A 14,883-nucleotide genomic window follows, 5' to 3' on the forward strand; every position below is an offset into this window, starting at 1 on the left:
CTGGGGTATGTTAACCGCGAATCGCGTCGCAGGGAGACACATGGCCGAGGCCGACATCGCCTATGTCGCCACCGCAGGGGCCGCCGGGCTGGCGCTGGCCGTCAGCGCCTGGGCCGTGCGCCTGCGCGCGCGCCTGGCCTCGGCCAGCGACCTGGCCCAGGACAGATGCGCTGACGCCCTGGCCGACCTGGGCCGTCACCAGAGCATGTTGCGCGCCTTTGACGACGTCAGCCTGCCGCTGACGCCGGACGGCCGCCCCGCTGGCGACCCCATCGGTCCCGCCGAACTGATCGCGCGCCTGTCCGATGAAACCGCCGAAGCGGGCGAGGCCATACTGGCCCGGCTGGCCCTGCCCCATGCCGGTCAGATCGAGGCCCTGGTCCATAGGGGCGAAGCCTTCGAAGGCCTGCTGTCGCTGGACCATGAGCCGTGGCGGATCGAGGGCCGCGTCGCCGGCGGCGTCGCCTGGGTGCGGCTGTCGCCCGCCTCCAGCCTGACCCTGACCGGAAGCGAGGCCGTCGAAAGCGGACTGGCCCTGCTGGCCGACGCCTCGCCGACGCCGACCTGGGTCGTGGACGGCGCCGGCAAACTGGCCTGGGCCAATCGCGCCTGGCTGGCCGAGGTTGGCGCCGAGACCATCGAACAGGCGCTGGAGAAGAACCTCAGCTTCGACCGGGGCGCCGATGCTCTGGCCGCCGAGACGGGCCGTCTGGGCGTGCGCCAGGAAGGTTTCCGCTGGACCACCGGCGGGGGCGCGCGCCGCGCCTGGCGCATCATCGCCGAACCGGCGGGCGGGGGCGCCGTCACCGTCTTCGCCATAGAGGTCACCGAGGCCGAGGAAACGCGCGACAACCTGCGCCGCCATGTCGAGGCCCATGACGAGACCCTGAACCATCTGGCCGACGCCGTGGCCATCTTCGGCCCGTCCAAGCGTCTGGCTTTCCACAACACCGCCTTCCAGACCCTGTTCGACATCGACCCGGCCTGGCTGGACGAACGCCCGACACACGCCGAACTGCTGGATCGCCTGCGCCAGCGCCGCCGCCTGCCCGAGGTGGTCGACTACGCCGGATGGAAGGCGCGCGAGCTGCAGTTCTACGAGGCGTCAGAAGCCTCGCCCGACGACAGCTGGTCCCTGCCGGACGGCCGCACCCTGCGCGTCGTTCGCCAGCCCCACCCTCTGGGCGGCATCCTGCTGATCTTCTCGGACATCACCGACGAGCTTCAGCTGCGCAGCCGCTTCAACGCCCAGCTTCAGGTCCAGCGCGCCACCCTGGACAAGCTGAACGACGCCGTCGCCGTGTTCGGGTCGGACGGACGCCTGCGCCTGCACAACGAGGCGTTCGAAAGCTTCTGGCGTCTGACCGCAGACCGGATCGAGGGCGCGACCGAGTTCGACGCCCTGGCTGAGCTGTGCAAGCCCGTCCTGCCCGATCCCGCCCTGTGGCTGGGACTGAAGGCCCGCGTCGCCGATCCCGATCCGGAAAGCCGTGTCGCCATCTCGGGCGAGGGGCGCACCACCGACGGCCGCGCCGCCGCCTGGCAGACCCGCCCCCTGCCGGACGGCGCAACCCTGGTCGCCTTCTCCGACGTCACCGCCCGGCGCGAGCTGGAGCAGGCCCTGGTCCAGCGCGAACAGGCTCTGGCCGAAAGCCAGGCCCTGAAACGCGAGTTCGTCGGCAGCGTCAGCTATGAGCTGCGCACCCCCCTGACCACCATCGTCGGCTATTCGGAACTGCTGGAGACCCTGGGCGACCTGCCTGAGCGCAGCCGCCAGCACGCCGGCGCCATCCGCGTCGCCGCCAGCCAGCTGGCCCGCTCCATCGACGACGTGCTGGACATGTCCCAGATCGACGCGGGCGAGATGGAGCTGTCGCTGGGCGACGTGCGCATCGGCGACCTGTTCGAAGAAGCCGCCGCCAAGGTGCGCGGCAAGGTCGAGGGACGCGGCGCCAGCCTGACCGTCACCTACCCGCCCGATCTGCGGCCGATCCGCGCCGACGCCCGCCGCGTGGGTCAGGCGCTGGAGCATCTGCTGGAGAACGCGGCCCGCGCCGTGTCCGAAGGCGGGGCTGTCACCCTGACCGCCGAGGCGACGGCGTCGGAAGTGCGCCTGTCGGTCGCCGACACCGGACGCGGCATCCCCTATCACCTGCAGCCCCACGTCTTTGACCGGTTCGTGCGGCGCGAGCGCGGCGGTCCGGGCGTGGGCCTGGCCCTGGTCAAGGCGTTGGTCGAACTGCACGGCGGCTGGGCCGAGGTGGAAAGCGACCCCGGCAAGGGCGCCGCCTTCATCCTGCACCTGCCCTTCGGCGCCGCCACCATCGCCGCCCCGCCCGAACTGGCGCTGGAGGGCGAAGACTTTTAGCCTCCGCCTTCTTGGCGGCGCCTACTTCCGTGACGCCTTGGAGCGATCCCGCGCGGCGGCGAACTCGGCGTCCGGGTTCCATTCCGGCCAGACGTTGGAATCGGCCAGATCACGACCCACGGCGTAGATCAGGGCAACGTCAGCGGCGGCGGCGTCCATGCGCCAGGTCTGGTCCCACTCGTCCGTCGGCTGGTGATAGCGGTTCTGGACATAGTCGCGGCTGGCGGCGCTGGCCCCGGTGAAGCCTGCGGCGGGGAACAGGGCCGGCACGCCCTCAAGCGCCAGCGGGAAGTGGTCCGAGCGATAGAAGGCCCCGGCCTGGGGCGCGGGGTCCGCGATCAGGGTGCGGCCCTGTTGCGTGGCCCGCCGCGCCAGATAGTCGTCCAGCTGGTTCTTGCCCTTGCCGATCACCACGATGTTCGGGTCGATCTCGGTCCCCGGCAGCAGGCTGTCGACATTGATGTTGGCCACGGTCGTCTCCAGCGGCCAGACCGGGTTGGCGGCGTAATAGGTCGAGCCCAGAAGCCCCGCCTCCTCGCCCGTCCAGGAGGCGAAAACGATCGAACGCTTCGGACGCGGCCCCTCGGCGAAGGCGTGGGCCAGCTCCAGCAGGGCGGCGACGCCGGTCGCATTGTCGACCGCCGCATTATAGATCTTGTCGCCCGCCGCATTCGGCGTGCCGACGCCGTAGCCGTCCCAATGGGCTCCGTACATGACCGTCTCGTTCGGGCGTTCCGAACCGGGGATGCGGGCCAGGACGTTGCGGCTTTCAACCCGGTCAGCGATCTGGCCGAAATCAACGCTCATGGCCGCATTCGGCAAAACGACGGGGCGGAAGTCGGCCCGGCGGGCGCTGGTCTTCAGGGCCGCGAAATCAAGCCCGGCGGCGCGGAAGATCTCCTCGGCCTTGGCCCGCTGTATCCAGCCCTGGAAGGGCGCACGCTCGGCGTTGGGATCGGCTCGGACGATGTCGAACTTGGGCGCGGCGGACGAGTTCTGCAGCACCGACCAGCCGTAACCAGCGCCCGCCGTCTCATGGATCACCAGCACGCCCGCCGCCCCGCGACGGCCCGCCTCCTGGAACTTGTAGGTCCAGCGGCCATAGAAGGTCATGGCCTGACCGTCGAACTTGTCGGCGACCGGCTCGCCCGCCTCGGCCTCGAAGTCCGGGTCGTTGACCAGGACCAGGATGACCTTGCCGCGCACGTCCACGTCCTTGAAGTCGTCCCACTGGCGCTCGGGCGCATCGGCGCCATAGCCGACGAAGACGATGGGGGCGTCGGTGACGGTGATATGGTCCACGGGCCGGTCGCTGGACACCAGCACGTCTGGCCCGCGCGCCAGAGACAGGCTCTGGCCGCCGACCCTGGCCGTTACGGTCGCCGGCCCGTTCTGGCGGGTGCGCGACAACAGGGCCGTCTGGAAATAGGAGCCGTTCGGCCCGCCGCCCTCGGCGCCCGCCGCGCGGAACTGTTCGGCCAGCCAGGCGACGGTCTTCTCCTCGCCCGCCGAGACCGGGCCGCGCCCCTCGAACTCATCCGAGGCCAGAACCCGCACCGCCTCGTTCATCCGTTCGGCGCTGATGGCAGGGGCTGCGTCCTGCGTCTGGGCTTGGGCCTGGGCCGTCGTGGCGGCGAACAGGGCCAGAACGGCGGCGGTGGTCAGGGTCTTCATGCGGCTTCCCTCCAGATCTGACCGTCTTCTTGGGCCGATCAGCCGGACCTGTCGAGCCAGGCCTTCACGCCCTGCGCCGCCACGACGCCGGATGCGAAACTGGCCTGAAGCAGATAGCCGCCGGTCGGCGCCTCCCAGTCCAGCATCTCGCCCGCGACGAAGACGCCGGGCCGGGCCGTCAGCATCAGATGCTTATCCAGCGCGTCGAACCTCACCCCGCCCGCCGCTGATATGGCCCGCTCCAATCCCTGAACCCCGCTCAGGGTCACGGTTGTGGCCTTGATCCGCGCGGCCAGCTCATCGGGCGCTGTCGGCAAGGGTCCGGCCTCGCGCAGCAGGGCCGCGCCGACCGCATCCAGCCCCACGGTCTTTCTCAGATGATTGGACAGGCTGGCCTTGCCGCGCGGACGCGCCAGACGCACGGCCAGGTCATCCGCCGCCAGATCGGGCTTCAGGTCGATGGCCAGCGTCGCCTGACCGTCCCGCTCCACCGCATCGCGCAGTCCCGCCGACAGGGCGTAGATCGCCCCGCCTTCGATCCCATAGGCGGCGATCATGGCCTCGCCCCGCACCGTGCGGTCCTGATGCGTCAGGGCTATCCCCTTCAGCGGACGCCCGGCGAACCCCTCGCGCAAGACATCCGACCAGGCCACGTCAAAACCGACATTGGCGGGGCGGAACGGGCGCAACGGCGCCTCCAGCCATTGCGTCCACGCCGCATCCGAGCCCAGACGCGGCCAACTGGCGCCGCCCAGGGCCAGGACCACGGCGCCGGGCGTCTCCAGCCGTTCTCCGTCCGGCGTCTCGAACCGCAGGGCCTCGCCATCCCAGCCGGTCCAGCGCGACCGCAGCCGCACCTCGACGCCCAGCGCATTCAATCGCGCCAGCCAGGCCCGCAGCAGGGGCGAGGCCTTCATCGCCTTGGGAAACACCCGCCCGCTGGACCCCACGAAGGTCGGTTGCCCCAGACCCTCGGCCCAGGCGACCAGATCAGACGGCGAAAAGGCCTCCAGCCATCCGGCGGCCCGGCTGGCGGCGGCGCCGTATCGGTCGAGGAAGCGGGCCAGAGGCTCCGAATGGGTCAGGTTCAGCCCGCCCCGGCCCGCCATCAGGAACTTGCGCCCGACCGAGGGCATCCGTTCGTGCACGACCACGCTCAGGCCAGACTGGGCCAGACGTTCGGCCGCCATCAGACCGGCCGGCCCGGCGCCGATCACATGAACCTGTTTTTTCGCGGATTGCGTCATCGCCCCGCTTTGCCCTTTCGCGCCCGTCCTGACCATAGGGCTGGCCATAGGGTCGCGCGCCGCTATGCTCCGCGCCATGAGCGTCGCCTTCACCCGAGAAGAAGATCTGGAAGCCACGGCCGCCGACCTGGCGGACCGCCCGATCTCGCCCCATCCCAATCTGGTCACGCCTGAAGGCCTGGCCCTGATCGAGGCCGAGCTGGCCGCCGCCCGCGCCGCCTACACCGCCGCCCAGGTTCAGGGGTCGATCGAAAGCGACCGCACCGCCATGGCCCGCGCCACGCGCGACCTGCGCTACTGGGGTGCCCGCCGCGCCTCCGCCCAGCTGGTCGAGCCGGGCGAGGATGACGGCGTCGTGCGTTTCGGCGGCTCCGTCTCAATCGCGCGCGAGGACGGCCGCACCCAGACCTGGCGCATCGTCGGCGAGGACCAGGCCGATCCGGCTCAGGGCAGCGTCAGCCATGTCTCGCCTCTGGCCCGCGCCGTTCTGGGCAAGCGGGCCGGGGATGAGGCGACGGTGGCGGGTCAGACGGTGGAGATCGTCGCCGTCGACTAAAACGGCGCAGTCAGTCTTCGCTGTCCGGGCCTTCGCCCAGCATTTCGCGCACCATGTCCAGGATCAGCTTCTGTTTGCGGGCCGGCAGGCGGCGCACCAGATTGTCGATCTCGATGGAGTGTTTGGTCGCCGACCGTTCGTGGTCGAAGGCGGCGGTCTCCTCTTCGCCGAAACCCGGCTGGGCGACGGCGAAGCCCTCGAAGAAGAAGGGGATGTCCACCTTCATGAAGTCGGCGATTTCGAAAAGCTTGGAGGCCGAGACGCGGTTGGTGCCCTTCTCGTACTTCTGCACCTGCTGGAAACTGACCCCGACCGCCTTGGCCAGCGCCGTCTGGGTCAGACCCAGACCGAGGCGTTTCTCCTGAACGCGGCGACCGACGTGGCGGTCTACGGGATGCGGATCCTCATCCTTGATGCGCGCCAAGACTTCCCCCCCGTTCAGTTCAACTCGCGATTCGGGGCCACCCTAGTTCGCTGTCCCAGCGGCCACAAGGACAGGAAAAGTGCGAACAAAAGGCCGATCAGCAAGGGCCAGTCGCCCAGACGACCATAGGCTGTGACACCCGTCGGACGGGGCAATGGCGCATCCACCACCCCCATGACACCTGACCACAATTGGGAGTTGCCGACGATCCGTCCCCACGGGTCGATCATGGCCGAAACGCCGGTCGGCGTGGCTCTGGCGATGGGCAGGCCGGTCTCGATGGCGCGATAGCTGGCCAGGTTCAGATGCTGCAACGGACCAGAGGTTGCACCAAACCAGGCGTCATTTGATGCATTAACAATCCAATCCGGCCGCCCCGCGGCACCCGGCGTGAAGCCCGGATAGAGGCTTTCGTAACAGATCAGGATCTGGGCGCGCGGCGCGCCGGGAATGGCGATGGGCTCGGGCCGGGGTCCGGCCGAGAAATCGCTGGGCATATGGACCAGGCTGCGCAGCCCGATCGAGGTCATCAGCGAGCCCAGCGGCAGATACTCGCCGAACGGCACCAGGCGGTGCTTGTCATAGACGGCGGCGATCCGCAGACCGGCCTGCCCCTCCCCGGACAGGGCGAACAGGCTGTTGTAATAGCGGGCGCCGTCGGGCGCGGTCGGATCGATCTGTCCGCGCGCCAGGCCGACCAGCAGGGTCTGGCCGGGGCGGACGGCTTCGGCGATGGCGCGGGCGTCTTCTGAGGCGAAGACGTCGTTGGCCGAAGCCGGCAGCGACCCTTCCGGCCAGACGATGACATTGGGCGCGCGCCCGTCCGGGTTCGTGGTCGGCTGCGCCGTCAGCTGCACATAGCGGTCGACGATGGAGCGATAGGTCTCGGGCGACCATTTCGTCTCCTGTTTCACATCGGCCTGAACCAGACGCACCACCGTGTCGGTGAACTGAAGGTCCGACTGGGCCAGCCGCACCGCGCCGAAGACGCCGACCGAAACCAGCGTCAGGGCGCCCAGACCCGCCGAGATCAGACGGCTGCGCTTCAGACCCGGCCCGATCAAGGGCGCAAAGGCCGAGGTGGCGGCGACGGTGACAAGGCTCAGCCCATAGACGCCGACCAACGAAGCGAACTGGGACATGCCGCCGCCCGCCTTCCAGGTCGCGCCCGCCGGATTCCACGGAAACCCGGTCAGCACATGGCCGCGCAGCCATTCGAAGATGCAGAACAGGGCGGCGAACAAAAGAACCCGCACGGATCCGATGGGGGCGAACCGGCGATAGAGCGCGGTCGCCGCCCCCCAGAACAGGCCCAGGCCCGCCGGCAGAAGGCTGGCCGCGAAGGGCGCCATCCACGCCTGTTCGGGATTGACGAAAAAGGCCTCGGCCACCCACCAGCAGCCGACGAAGAAATAGGCGAACCCTGCCAGCCAGCCCATCCAGAAGGCGCCGCGCACCGTGTCGGACCGCTCTGACAGGATCATCAGCAGCGGATAGCCCAAAAGGCCGATCAGAACCCCGAACGGCGGATGGGCGAAGGCTGTCCCGGCCCCTGCAAGCAGGGCCAGAAGAATGCGGATCAGCCGCCAGGCCAGGGCGCGCCGTCTGTCCGGCAAGGCCCGGATGGGGGCGGCGAAACGGTCCAGAACGGCGTCGATCATCATGTCAGTCGGCGCTTTCAGCGTCTGCGGCATAGGGGTCGGCGACGCCGATCCCGGCCAGGATCTCGCGCTCCTCGGCCTCCATCTCCTCGGCCTCGGCGTCGTCCTCATGGTCGCGGCCCAGCAGGTGCAGCACGCCGTGGACGACCAGATGGCTGAGGTGATCGGCCAGGGTCTTCTTCTGCGCCACAGCTTCGTCGGCGCAGACGCCGTAGGCCAGGACGATGTCACCCAGATGCGGCGCGGCGCTTTCGGGCGCCGGGAAGGACAGGACGTTGGTCGGCTTGTCCTTGTCGCGGAACCGGCCGTTCAGGTCGCGCACCGCTGCGTCGTCGGTCAGCAGGACGACGACATCGCCCTCGATCCTGCCCAGAGCCGCCGTCGCCGCACGTTCAACCACGGCCTCGACCTCAGGCAGGGCGGCGGTCCAGTCGTCCGTTTCGACTTCAATCTCGATCATGCGGGGTCTTCCAGGTCCGGGGCAGGACGACCGCGCGCTGCGTCGGCGTCATAGGCGCGCACGATCCGCTCGACCATGGCGTGGCGCACCACGTCCGAGGCGTCGAACTTCAGCACGCCGACGCCCTCGACCCCGTCCAGAATCCGCAGCGCATGGGCCAGGCCGGAATCGCGCGGGTTCAAGAGGTCGATCTGCGACGGGTCGCCCGTCACCACCATCCGCGCGCCTTCGCCCAAACGGGTCAGCACCATCTTCATCTGAAGGCGCGAGGTGTTCTGGGCCTCGTCCACGATGACGAAGGCGTGGCTCAGGGTGCGGCCGCGCATGAAGGCGATGGGGGCGGCTTCGATCTCGCCCTTGTCGCGTCGGCGCTGCACGTCCTCGGCGCCCAGAATATCGTTCAGGGCCTCCCAGATCGGGGCCAGATAGGGGTCGACCTTCTCGTTCAGGTCGCCAGGCAGGAAGCCCAGCTTCTCGCCCGCCTCAACCGCCGGGCGGGTGATGACCAGCCGGTCCACCTGTCCGCGCCGCAGAAGCGAGGCGCCATAGGCCGCCGCCAGAAACGTCTTGCCGGTGCCCGCAGGCCCGACGCCGAAGGTCAGCTCGCACCGGCCCAGCAGGTCCAGATAGGCGGCCTGCGCCTTGGTCTTGGGCACGATGGAGCCGCGCTTGCCGCCCGGCAGGGACACGCCCGCCGCCGCCATGCCCGGCGTGCCCTTGCCGCCGCGCGCCTGACCCAGAGCCGCGCGCACATCGGCCTCGGTGACCTCGGCGCCCAGGGCCGCGCGCTTGGCCAGATCCTCGATCACCCGGCGGGCGTCGGATCGGTCGCGCGTGCCGCCGTTGACGGAGACCCCGCCGCCCGGCGCCTCGACCAACACCTTGAAGGCGTCCTCGATCAGGGCGACGTGGCGGCTGTTCGGCCCGATGACCGCGCGCAGTTCAGCGTCATTCAGCGGTACGAACTCGGACTCTCTCGCCATCAAGCAGCCTTTTCTTTTTGGGCTATCGCCTCGCGCGCGGCGCTCGGCTGCATGAGCCCGTTGTCTTCTTGGGCTATCGCCTCGCGCGCGGCGCTCGGCTGCATGAGCCCGTTGGGTGCGACCAGTCGGCCATGCAGACTGTTCTGCTGGCCCAGGATGATTTCGACCGGAACGATCTGGCCGATCAGATGATCCGCGTCATCGACGTGGACCGACTGCAGATATGGGGATCGCCCTATCGCCTGGCGACGGTGGGCATGGCGCCCCTTGCGGTCGAACAGGACATTCAGGGTCTTTCCCGCCTGAGATTCATTGAAGGCGGTCTGCTGTTCGGTCAGCAGCGCGATCAGGCGGTGCAGCCGCTCCTTGGCCACCTCCGGCTCGACCTGTTTGCCCATGCCCGCCGCCGGCGTGCCGGGGCGCGGCGAATACATGAAGGCGAAGGCCCCCGCGTAGTTCACGCGCCGCACCAGATCCAGCGTGTCCTCGAACTCCCTGTCCGTCTCTCCAGGGAAGCCGACGATGAAATCGCCAGCCAGCGCCATGTCGGGCCGCGCCTGACGGATGCGGTCGATCAGGTCGAAATATTTCTGGCGCCCGTGCTTCCTGTTCATCAGCCGCAGAATGCGGTCCGACCCGGCCTGAACCGGCAGGTGCAGATAGGGCATCAGGGCGTCCAGATCGGCATGGGCGGCGATCAGGTCGTCGCTCATGTCGTTGGGGTGGCTGGTCGTATAGCGGATGCGGTCCAGGCCGGGGATCTCAGCCAGGGCGTAGGCCAGCTCGGCCAGGGTCGCCTTCCTGCCGTCCGCCCGTTCGCCGTCATAGGCGTTGACGTTCTGGCCCAGCAGGGTGACCTCGCGCACGCCGCGATCCGCCAGCTGGCGCGCCTCCTCCAGCACCGAGGCCAGGGGGCGCGACCATTCGGCGCCGCGCGTATAGGGCACAACGCAGAAGGTGCAGAACTTGTCGCAACCCTCCTGCACGGTCAGGAAGGCGGTCGGCCCCTTGGTCCCGCGCGCCGCCGGCAGGGAATCGAACTTGTCGTTTGGGGCGAAGTCGGCGCCGATCCGCTCGCCCCGCGCCCGCGCCGTGCGGGTCAGCAGTTCGGGCAGCTGGTGATAAGCCTGCGGCCCGACGACGATGTCGACGGCGGGCTGGCGTTTCATGATCTCCTCGCCCTCGGCCTGGGCGACGCAGCCGGCGACGGCGATGGTCATGTCCCCGCCGGTCTCGCGCTTGATGTCGCGCAGCTCGCGCATCTTGCCCAGTTCGGAATAGACCTTTTCCGCCGCCTTCTCGCGGATGTGGCAGGTGTTCAGGATGACGAAGTCGGCCTCGGCCACATCCTCCGTCGTCGCATAGCCCAGCGGGCGCAGGACATCGGCCATGCGCTCTGAGTCATAGACATTCATCTGACAGCCGTAGGTCTTGATGAACAGACGCTTGGGCGCATCCGTCGCCTCGACCGGCTGGGGTCGCAGGGTGTCGCTCATGGTCGGCTTATGATCGCCCAGGCGGGCGACGACAAGGCGGACGCGATGACGCGATCAGCCCGCGTCGACATCAGCCGGATCGACCCGCGCGGCGTGGCGGGTGAAGATCAGGCCTTCGCGCTTGGACGGCTCGGCGCCCTCGATCGGCACGCCGTAAAGCTCAAGCTTGTGGCCGATCAGCTGGAAGCCCAGGCGCTCGGCGATCTCGGACTTCAGGCGCTCGATCTCGGCGTCGAAGAACTCGATCACTTCACCGGTCTTGGTGTCGATCAGGTGGTCGTGGTGGTCGTCGCCCGCCTCTTCATAGCGGCTGCGGCCGTCGCCGAAGTCGTGCTTCTCGACCACGCCTGCCTCTTCGAACAGGCGCACGGTGCGATAGACGGTGGCGATGGAGATGTGCGGATCAATGGCCGAGGCGCGGCGGTACAGCTCCTCGACATCGGGGTGGTCATCGGCGTTCGACAGCACCCGGGCGATCACCCGGCGCTGTTCGGTCATGCGCATGCCGCGGTCGGCGCAAAGTTTTTCGATCCGGTCCATGCCCCTAGAATAGGCATTTGGAACGCATCAGGGAAGCGTGACCTTGCCCCTTTCGGCTTTCACGACGCCGCGAGGTCCAGCGCCAGCACCAGGGCGTCGGTCCGCCCGCCGTCCGGGGCCGCATAATAGGCTTTCCGCCGTCCGATCTGACCGAAGCCTGCGCGTTCATAAAGGGCGCGGGCGGCGACATTATCCTCGGCCACTTCAAGGAACAGGCGCACGGCCCCAGCCTGCGCCGCCGCAATCGCCCCCTGCCCCACCAGACGCCCGCCCAGACCGGCGCGACGGGCGGACGGGCGCACGGCCAGGGTCAGGATCTCGGCCTCGTCCAGCACGACGCGAATCAGGATGAAGCCGTCCGCCTCCTCGACCGCGAACACGCCCGGCTGATCCAGCAGGTCCGCGAACTCAACCTCGCTCCAGGGCGCAGCGAAGGCCTGGGCGTGCAGGGAAGCCAGACGGGCGGGCGCGGTCATGTGGCGGTCGGGGGCGCGGGCTGGCGCGGCTGGCCCGGCAGGCGGCTGGGCGGGGTGGCGTCGGGCGCCCGCAGATAAAGCGGTTTGGGCAGATCCGTCGCCGGATCAGCCGCCGCCGCCAGCCGCGCGAGGGCCTCGGGCGAGGGGGCGACGCGGTCGTCCAGCAGCGCGTGTTTCACATCGGGGAAGGCGTCGATCAGCACAGGCGCGCCATTGCCGACCAGACGCACATCGGGGCCAAGCGCGGCGACCCGTTGCGCGGCCTCCTCCAGCGTCAGGGCCTCATCCGGGCCAGCGGCGAGGCCGTTCACAAACAGCTTGATGTAAACCTGCCCCCGCCGCGCATCGATCAGGGCGGCGACGGGCGATCCGTCCTCGGGCAATGATCCCGCCAGACCGTCCAGCGCCGAGATGCCGACCACCGGCCGGTCCAGCGCCGCGCCCAGACCCTGGGCGAAGGCCAATCCGACCCGCAAGCCCGTGAACGACCCCGGCCCGACCGTGACGCCGATCCGGTCCAGCGCGTCGAAACCGCCGCCTGCTTCTGCGACCACATCGCGCACCACGCCGCCCAGGCGTTCCTGATGCCCCTTGGTCATGGGCAGGAATTGCGCCGCCAGCAGCCGGGCGTCCTCGAACACCGCCGCCGTGCAGGCGCCCAGCGCCGTATCAATAACCAGAAGTCTCATGCCGCGTCTTTTAGGCGGACTGGAGAAGAAGCTCCAACACGCCAGACCGTCAGATCAGATCGTCTGCTCGACCCGCGTCACTTCGGGCACATAGTGGCGCATCATCTGCTCCACGCCCGCCTTCAGCGTCGCCGACGACGACGGACAGCCCGAACAGGCGCCGCGCATCCGCAGGTTCAGCACGCCGGTCTCCTCGTCGAACGAGTCGAACAGGATGTCGCCGCCGTCCTGGGCCACCGCCGGGCGGATGCGGCTGTCCAGCAGCGCCTTGATCTCGGTGATGATTTCGCTGTCGCCCTCGGCATGGCCGTCGGCGTCCGCCTCGACGCCGCGCGTCAGGGGCTGGCCCGAGACGAAATGGTCCATGATGACGCCCAGGATCGGCGCCTTCATCTCCGACCAGTCGGGTCCGCGCTCGTGGCGTGTCACCGAGACATAGTCCATGCCGAACATCACGCCGTCGACGCCTTCCAGCTCGAACAGGGCCTCGGCCAGGGGCGAGGCAGTCGCCTCGTCGATGGTGCGGTACTCCAGCGTGGCGAGCGGCGAAACCTCGCGCCCCGGCAGGAACTTCAGCGCATTGGGATTGGGCGTGGGTTCGGTCTGGATGAACATGGGCGGGAGATGCGCTCGCTCCCGCCCCGTTTCAAGGTCCAAAGACGCCTAGCGCTTTTTCAAGCCGCCCAGGATGCCGCGCATCAGCTCACGGGTCAGGGTCGTGCCCGCCGTGCGCAACACAGATGTGGTCAGGGCCTCAAGCGGCGTCTGGCGGGTGGAGGCACGCTTGGCGGGGGTCGTTGCACGCGGTGCAGGCTTGGGGGCCGCCCTGGCCTGTTCACGCGCCTGCACCTGGGCCGCCTTGGCGTCCAGCTTGGCCTGAGCCTCCGCAGCCTTGGCGGCGTCCGCCTGCGCCTTGGCCTGGGCGGCGGCCTGATCGGACGCGGCATGGCGGGCGTTGAGAATCTCCTCGGCGGACTCACGGTTCACCGCGACATCATAGCGCGTGCCGACAGGGCTGGCGGCGATGGTGGCGGCACGCTCGGCGTCCGTCGCCGGGCCCAGACGCGAGTCCGGTGGCCTGATCTTGGTGCGGGCCACCACGGTCGGCGCGCCCTTTTCGTCCAGCACCGACACCAGGGCCTCGCCCACGCCCAAGGCCTGAATGGCTTCGGCGGTGTTGAAGGCGGGATTGGCGCGGAAGCTTTGGGAGGCGGCCTTCAAACCCTTCTGGTCCGACGGCGTATAGGCGCGCAGCGCATGCTGGATGCGGTTGCCCAGCTGGGCCAGGACGCTGTCGGGAATATCCGCCGGGTTCTGGGTCACGAAATAGACGCCGACGCCCTTGGACCGGATCAGGCGCACGACCTGTTCGACCTTCTCCAGCAGGGCCTTGGGCGCGTCATTGAACAGCAGGTGGGCTTCGTCGAAGAAGAAGACCATGCGCGGTTTGTCCGGGTCGCCGATCTCGGGCAGGCGCTCGAACAGCTCCGACAGCAGCCACAGCAGGAAGGCCGCATACAGGCGCGGGCTGTTCATCAGACGCGTGGAATCCAGCACATTGACCTGGCCCCGTCCGTCCAGGCCGGTGCGGATCATGTCCTCAAGCTTCAGCGCAGGTTCGCCGAAGAAGGCGCCGCCGCCTTCCTGTTCGACCTGCAGCAGGGCGCGCTGGATCGAGGCGATGGAGGCGGGGGCGACGTTGCCGACCTCGCGACCGATGCGGTCGGCGTTCTCGCCCACATAGGCCAGAAGGCTGCGCAGGTCGCCGATGTCCAGCAGCAGCAGGCCTTCCTTGTCCGCGACATGGAAGACCACCGTCAGCACGCCTTCCTGAACCTCGTTCAGGTTCAGCATCCGGGCCATCAGCACGGGGCCGATCTCGGACATGGTGGCGCGGATCGGGTGGCCCTTCTGGCCGTACAGGTCCCAGAAGACGGTGGGCGCGGCGCGCGGGGTCAAAGTCAGGCCCATGTCGGCGGCGCGGGCGATCAGCTTGTCGTTAGGCGCTCCCGGCTGGGAGATGCCCGACAGGTCGCCCTTCACGTCCGCGCAGAAGACCGGAACCCCGGCGTCGGAGAAGCCCTGGGCCATGATCTGCAGGGTGACCGTCTTGCCGGTGCCGGTGGCGCCCGCGACGACGCCGTGGCGGTTGGCGCGGTTCAACAGAAGATTTTCCGGCGCATTGGCGTCGGACTGGCCAAGAAACAGGCCGGAAGGCGTATCGGACATGCAAGTCTCCGGGAGCGTCACGACAAGGTCTAGCGCGATAAATCCCGGGCCGGAACAGTGATTGACGTCACGATCTGTCA

The 14,883-nt window shown here is 68.9% G+C and carries 14 protein-coding genes; 2 read left to right on the top strand and 12 right to left on the bottom strand.

Annotated elements, in window-relative coordinates:
- Positions 1–40: 40 nt before the first annotated feature.
- On the top strand, positions 41–2,368 hold the full coding sequence (locus JKF87_RS06235) for a sensor histidine kinase (RefSeq protein ID WP_201098405.1): 2,328 nt from the start codon (positions 41–43) through the stop codon (positions 2,366–2,368).
- Positions 2,369–2,389: 21 nt separating this feature from the next.
- Here the strand turns inward: JKF87_RS06235 and JKF87_RS06240 are convergent, their stop codons facing one another.
- Complete coding sequence (locus JKF87_RS06240) at positions 2,390–4,042, bottom strand: M28 family metallopeptidase (RefSeq protein ID WP_201098407.1); 1,653 nt, start codon at positions 4,040–4,042, stop codon at positions 2,390–2,392.
- A gap of 38 nt (positions 4,043–4,080) precedes the next feature.
- Complete coding sequence (locus tag JKF87_RS06245; RefSeq protein ID WP_201098410.1) at positions 4,081–5,289, bottom strand: BaiN/RdsA family NAD(P)/FAD-dependent oxidoreductase; 1,209 nt, start codon at positions 5,287–5,289, stop codon at positions 4,081–4,083.
- Between the two features lie 76 nt (positions 5,290–5,365).
- On the opposite strand from JKF87_RS06245, the gene greA reads away from it, so the two are divergent.
- Positions 5,366–5,845: a transcription elongation factor GreA gene (gene greA, locus JKF87_RS06250; protein WP_201098414.1), complete on the top strand. Its 480-nt coding sequence runs from the start codon at positions 5,366–5,368 to the stop codon at positions 5,843–5,845.
- Positions 5,846–5,855: 10 nt separating this feature from the next.
- On the opposite strand, the gene JKF87_RS06255 is transcribed toward greA, so the two are convergent.
- From JKF87_RS06255 to JKF87_RS06300, 10 genes are read right to left on the bottom strand one after another with little or no spacing between them, the layout of a single operon-like run.
- Positions 5,856–6,269: a helix-turn-helix domain-containing protein gene (locus JKF87_RS06255; protein WP_201098416.1), complete on the bottom strand. Its 414-nt coding sequence runs from the start codon at positions 6,267–6,269 to the stop codon at positions 5,856–5,858.
- A 14-nt stretch (positions 6,270–6,283) separates the two neighbouring features.
- The gene (gene lnt / locus JKF87_RS06260) at positions 6,284–7,933 is read right to left on the bottom strand and encodes an apolipoprotein N-acyltransferase (protein ID WP_201098418.1); all 1,650 of its coding nucleotides are present in this window, start codon (positions 7,931–7,933) and stop codon (positions 6,284–6,286) included.
- A 1-nt stretch (position 7,934) separates the two neighbouring features.
- On the bottom strand, positions 7,935–8,390 hold the full coding sequence (gene ybeY, locus JKF87_RS06265; protein ID WP_201098420.1) for an rRNA maturation RNase YbeY: 456 nt from the start codon (positions 8,388–8,390) through the stop codon (positions 7,935–7,937).
- Positions 8,387–9,373 carry a PhoH family protein gene (locus JKF87_RS06270; RefSeq protein ID WP_201098422.1) on the bottom strand — a complete coding sequence of 329 codons (987 nt, stop codon included), beginning with the start codon at positions 9,371–9,373 and terminating at the stop codon, positions 8,387–8,389. The genes ybeY and JKF87_RS06270 overlap by 4 nt, the downstream gene beginning before the upstream one ends.
- Positions 9,373–10,869 (bottom strand): tRNA (N6-isopentenyl adenosine(37)-C2)-methylthiotransferase MiaB, encoded by a 1,497-nt coding sequence (gene miaB / locus JKF87_RS06275; protein ID WP_236261169.1) that lies wholly within the window; start codon positions 10,867–10,869, stop codon positions 9,373–9,375. Before miaB ends, JKF87_RS06270 begins: the two co-directional genes overlap by 1 nt.
- 54 nt (positions 10,870–10,923) lie before the next feature.
- A complete protein-coding gene (locus JKF87_RS06280) occupies positions 10,924–11,409 on the bottom strand; it encodes a Fur family transcriptional regulator (protein WP_201098424.1) in 486 nt (161 codons plus the stop codon).
- A gap of 59 nt (positions 11,410–11,468) precedes the next feature.
- Entirely contained in the window at positions 11,469–11,885 is a 417-nt protein-coding gene (rimI, locus tag JKF87_RS06285) for a ribosomal protein S18-alanine N-acetyltransferase (RefSeq protein ID WP_201098426.1), read from the bottom strand.
- Positions 11,882–12,574: a tRNA (adenosine(37)-N6)-threonylcarbamoyltransferase complex dimerization subunit type 1 TsaB gene (gene tsaB, locus JKF87_RS06290; RefSeq protein ID WP_201098429.1), complete on the bottom strand. Its 693-nt coding sequence runs from the start codon at positions 12,572–12,574 to the stop codon at positions 11,882–11,884. Before tsaB ends, rimI begins: the two co-directional genes overlap by 4 nt.
- 54 nt (positions 12,575–12,628) lie before the next feature.
- Positions 12,629–13,189, bottom strand: coding sequence for a NifU family protein (locus tag JKF87_RS06295; RefSeq protein WP_201098431.1), 561 nt, complete (start codon positions 13,187–13,189; stop codon positions 12,629–12,631).
- 48 nt (positions 13,190–13,237) lie between these two features.
- Positions 13,238–14,803 carry a helicase HerA-like domain-containing protein gene (locus JKF87_RS06300; RefSeq protein ID WP_201098433.1) on the bottom strand — a complete coding sequence of 522 codons (1,566 nt, stop codon included), beginning with the start codon at positions 14,801–14,803 and terminating at the stop codon, positions 13,238–13,240.
- Positions 14,804–14,883: the final 80 nt, after the last annotated feature.

The sequence above is a fragment of the Brevundimonas nasdae genome, assembly GCF_016654005.1.
GTDB classification, from domain to species: domain Bacteria; phylum Pseudomonadota; class Alphaproteobacteria; order Caulobacterales; family Caulobacteraceae; genus Brevundimonas; species Brevundimonas nasdae.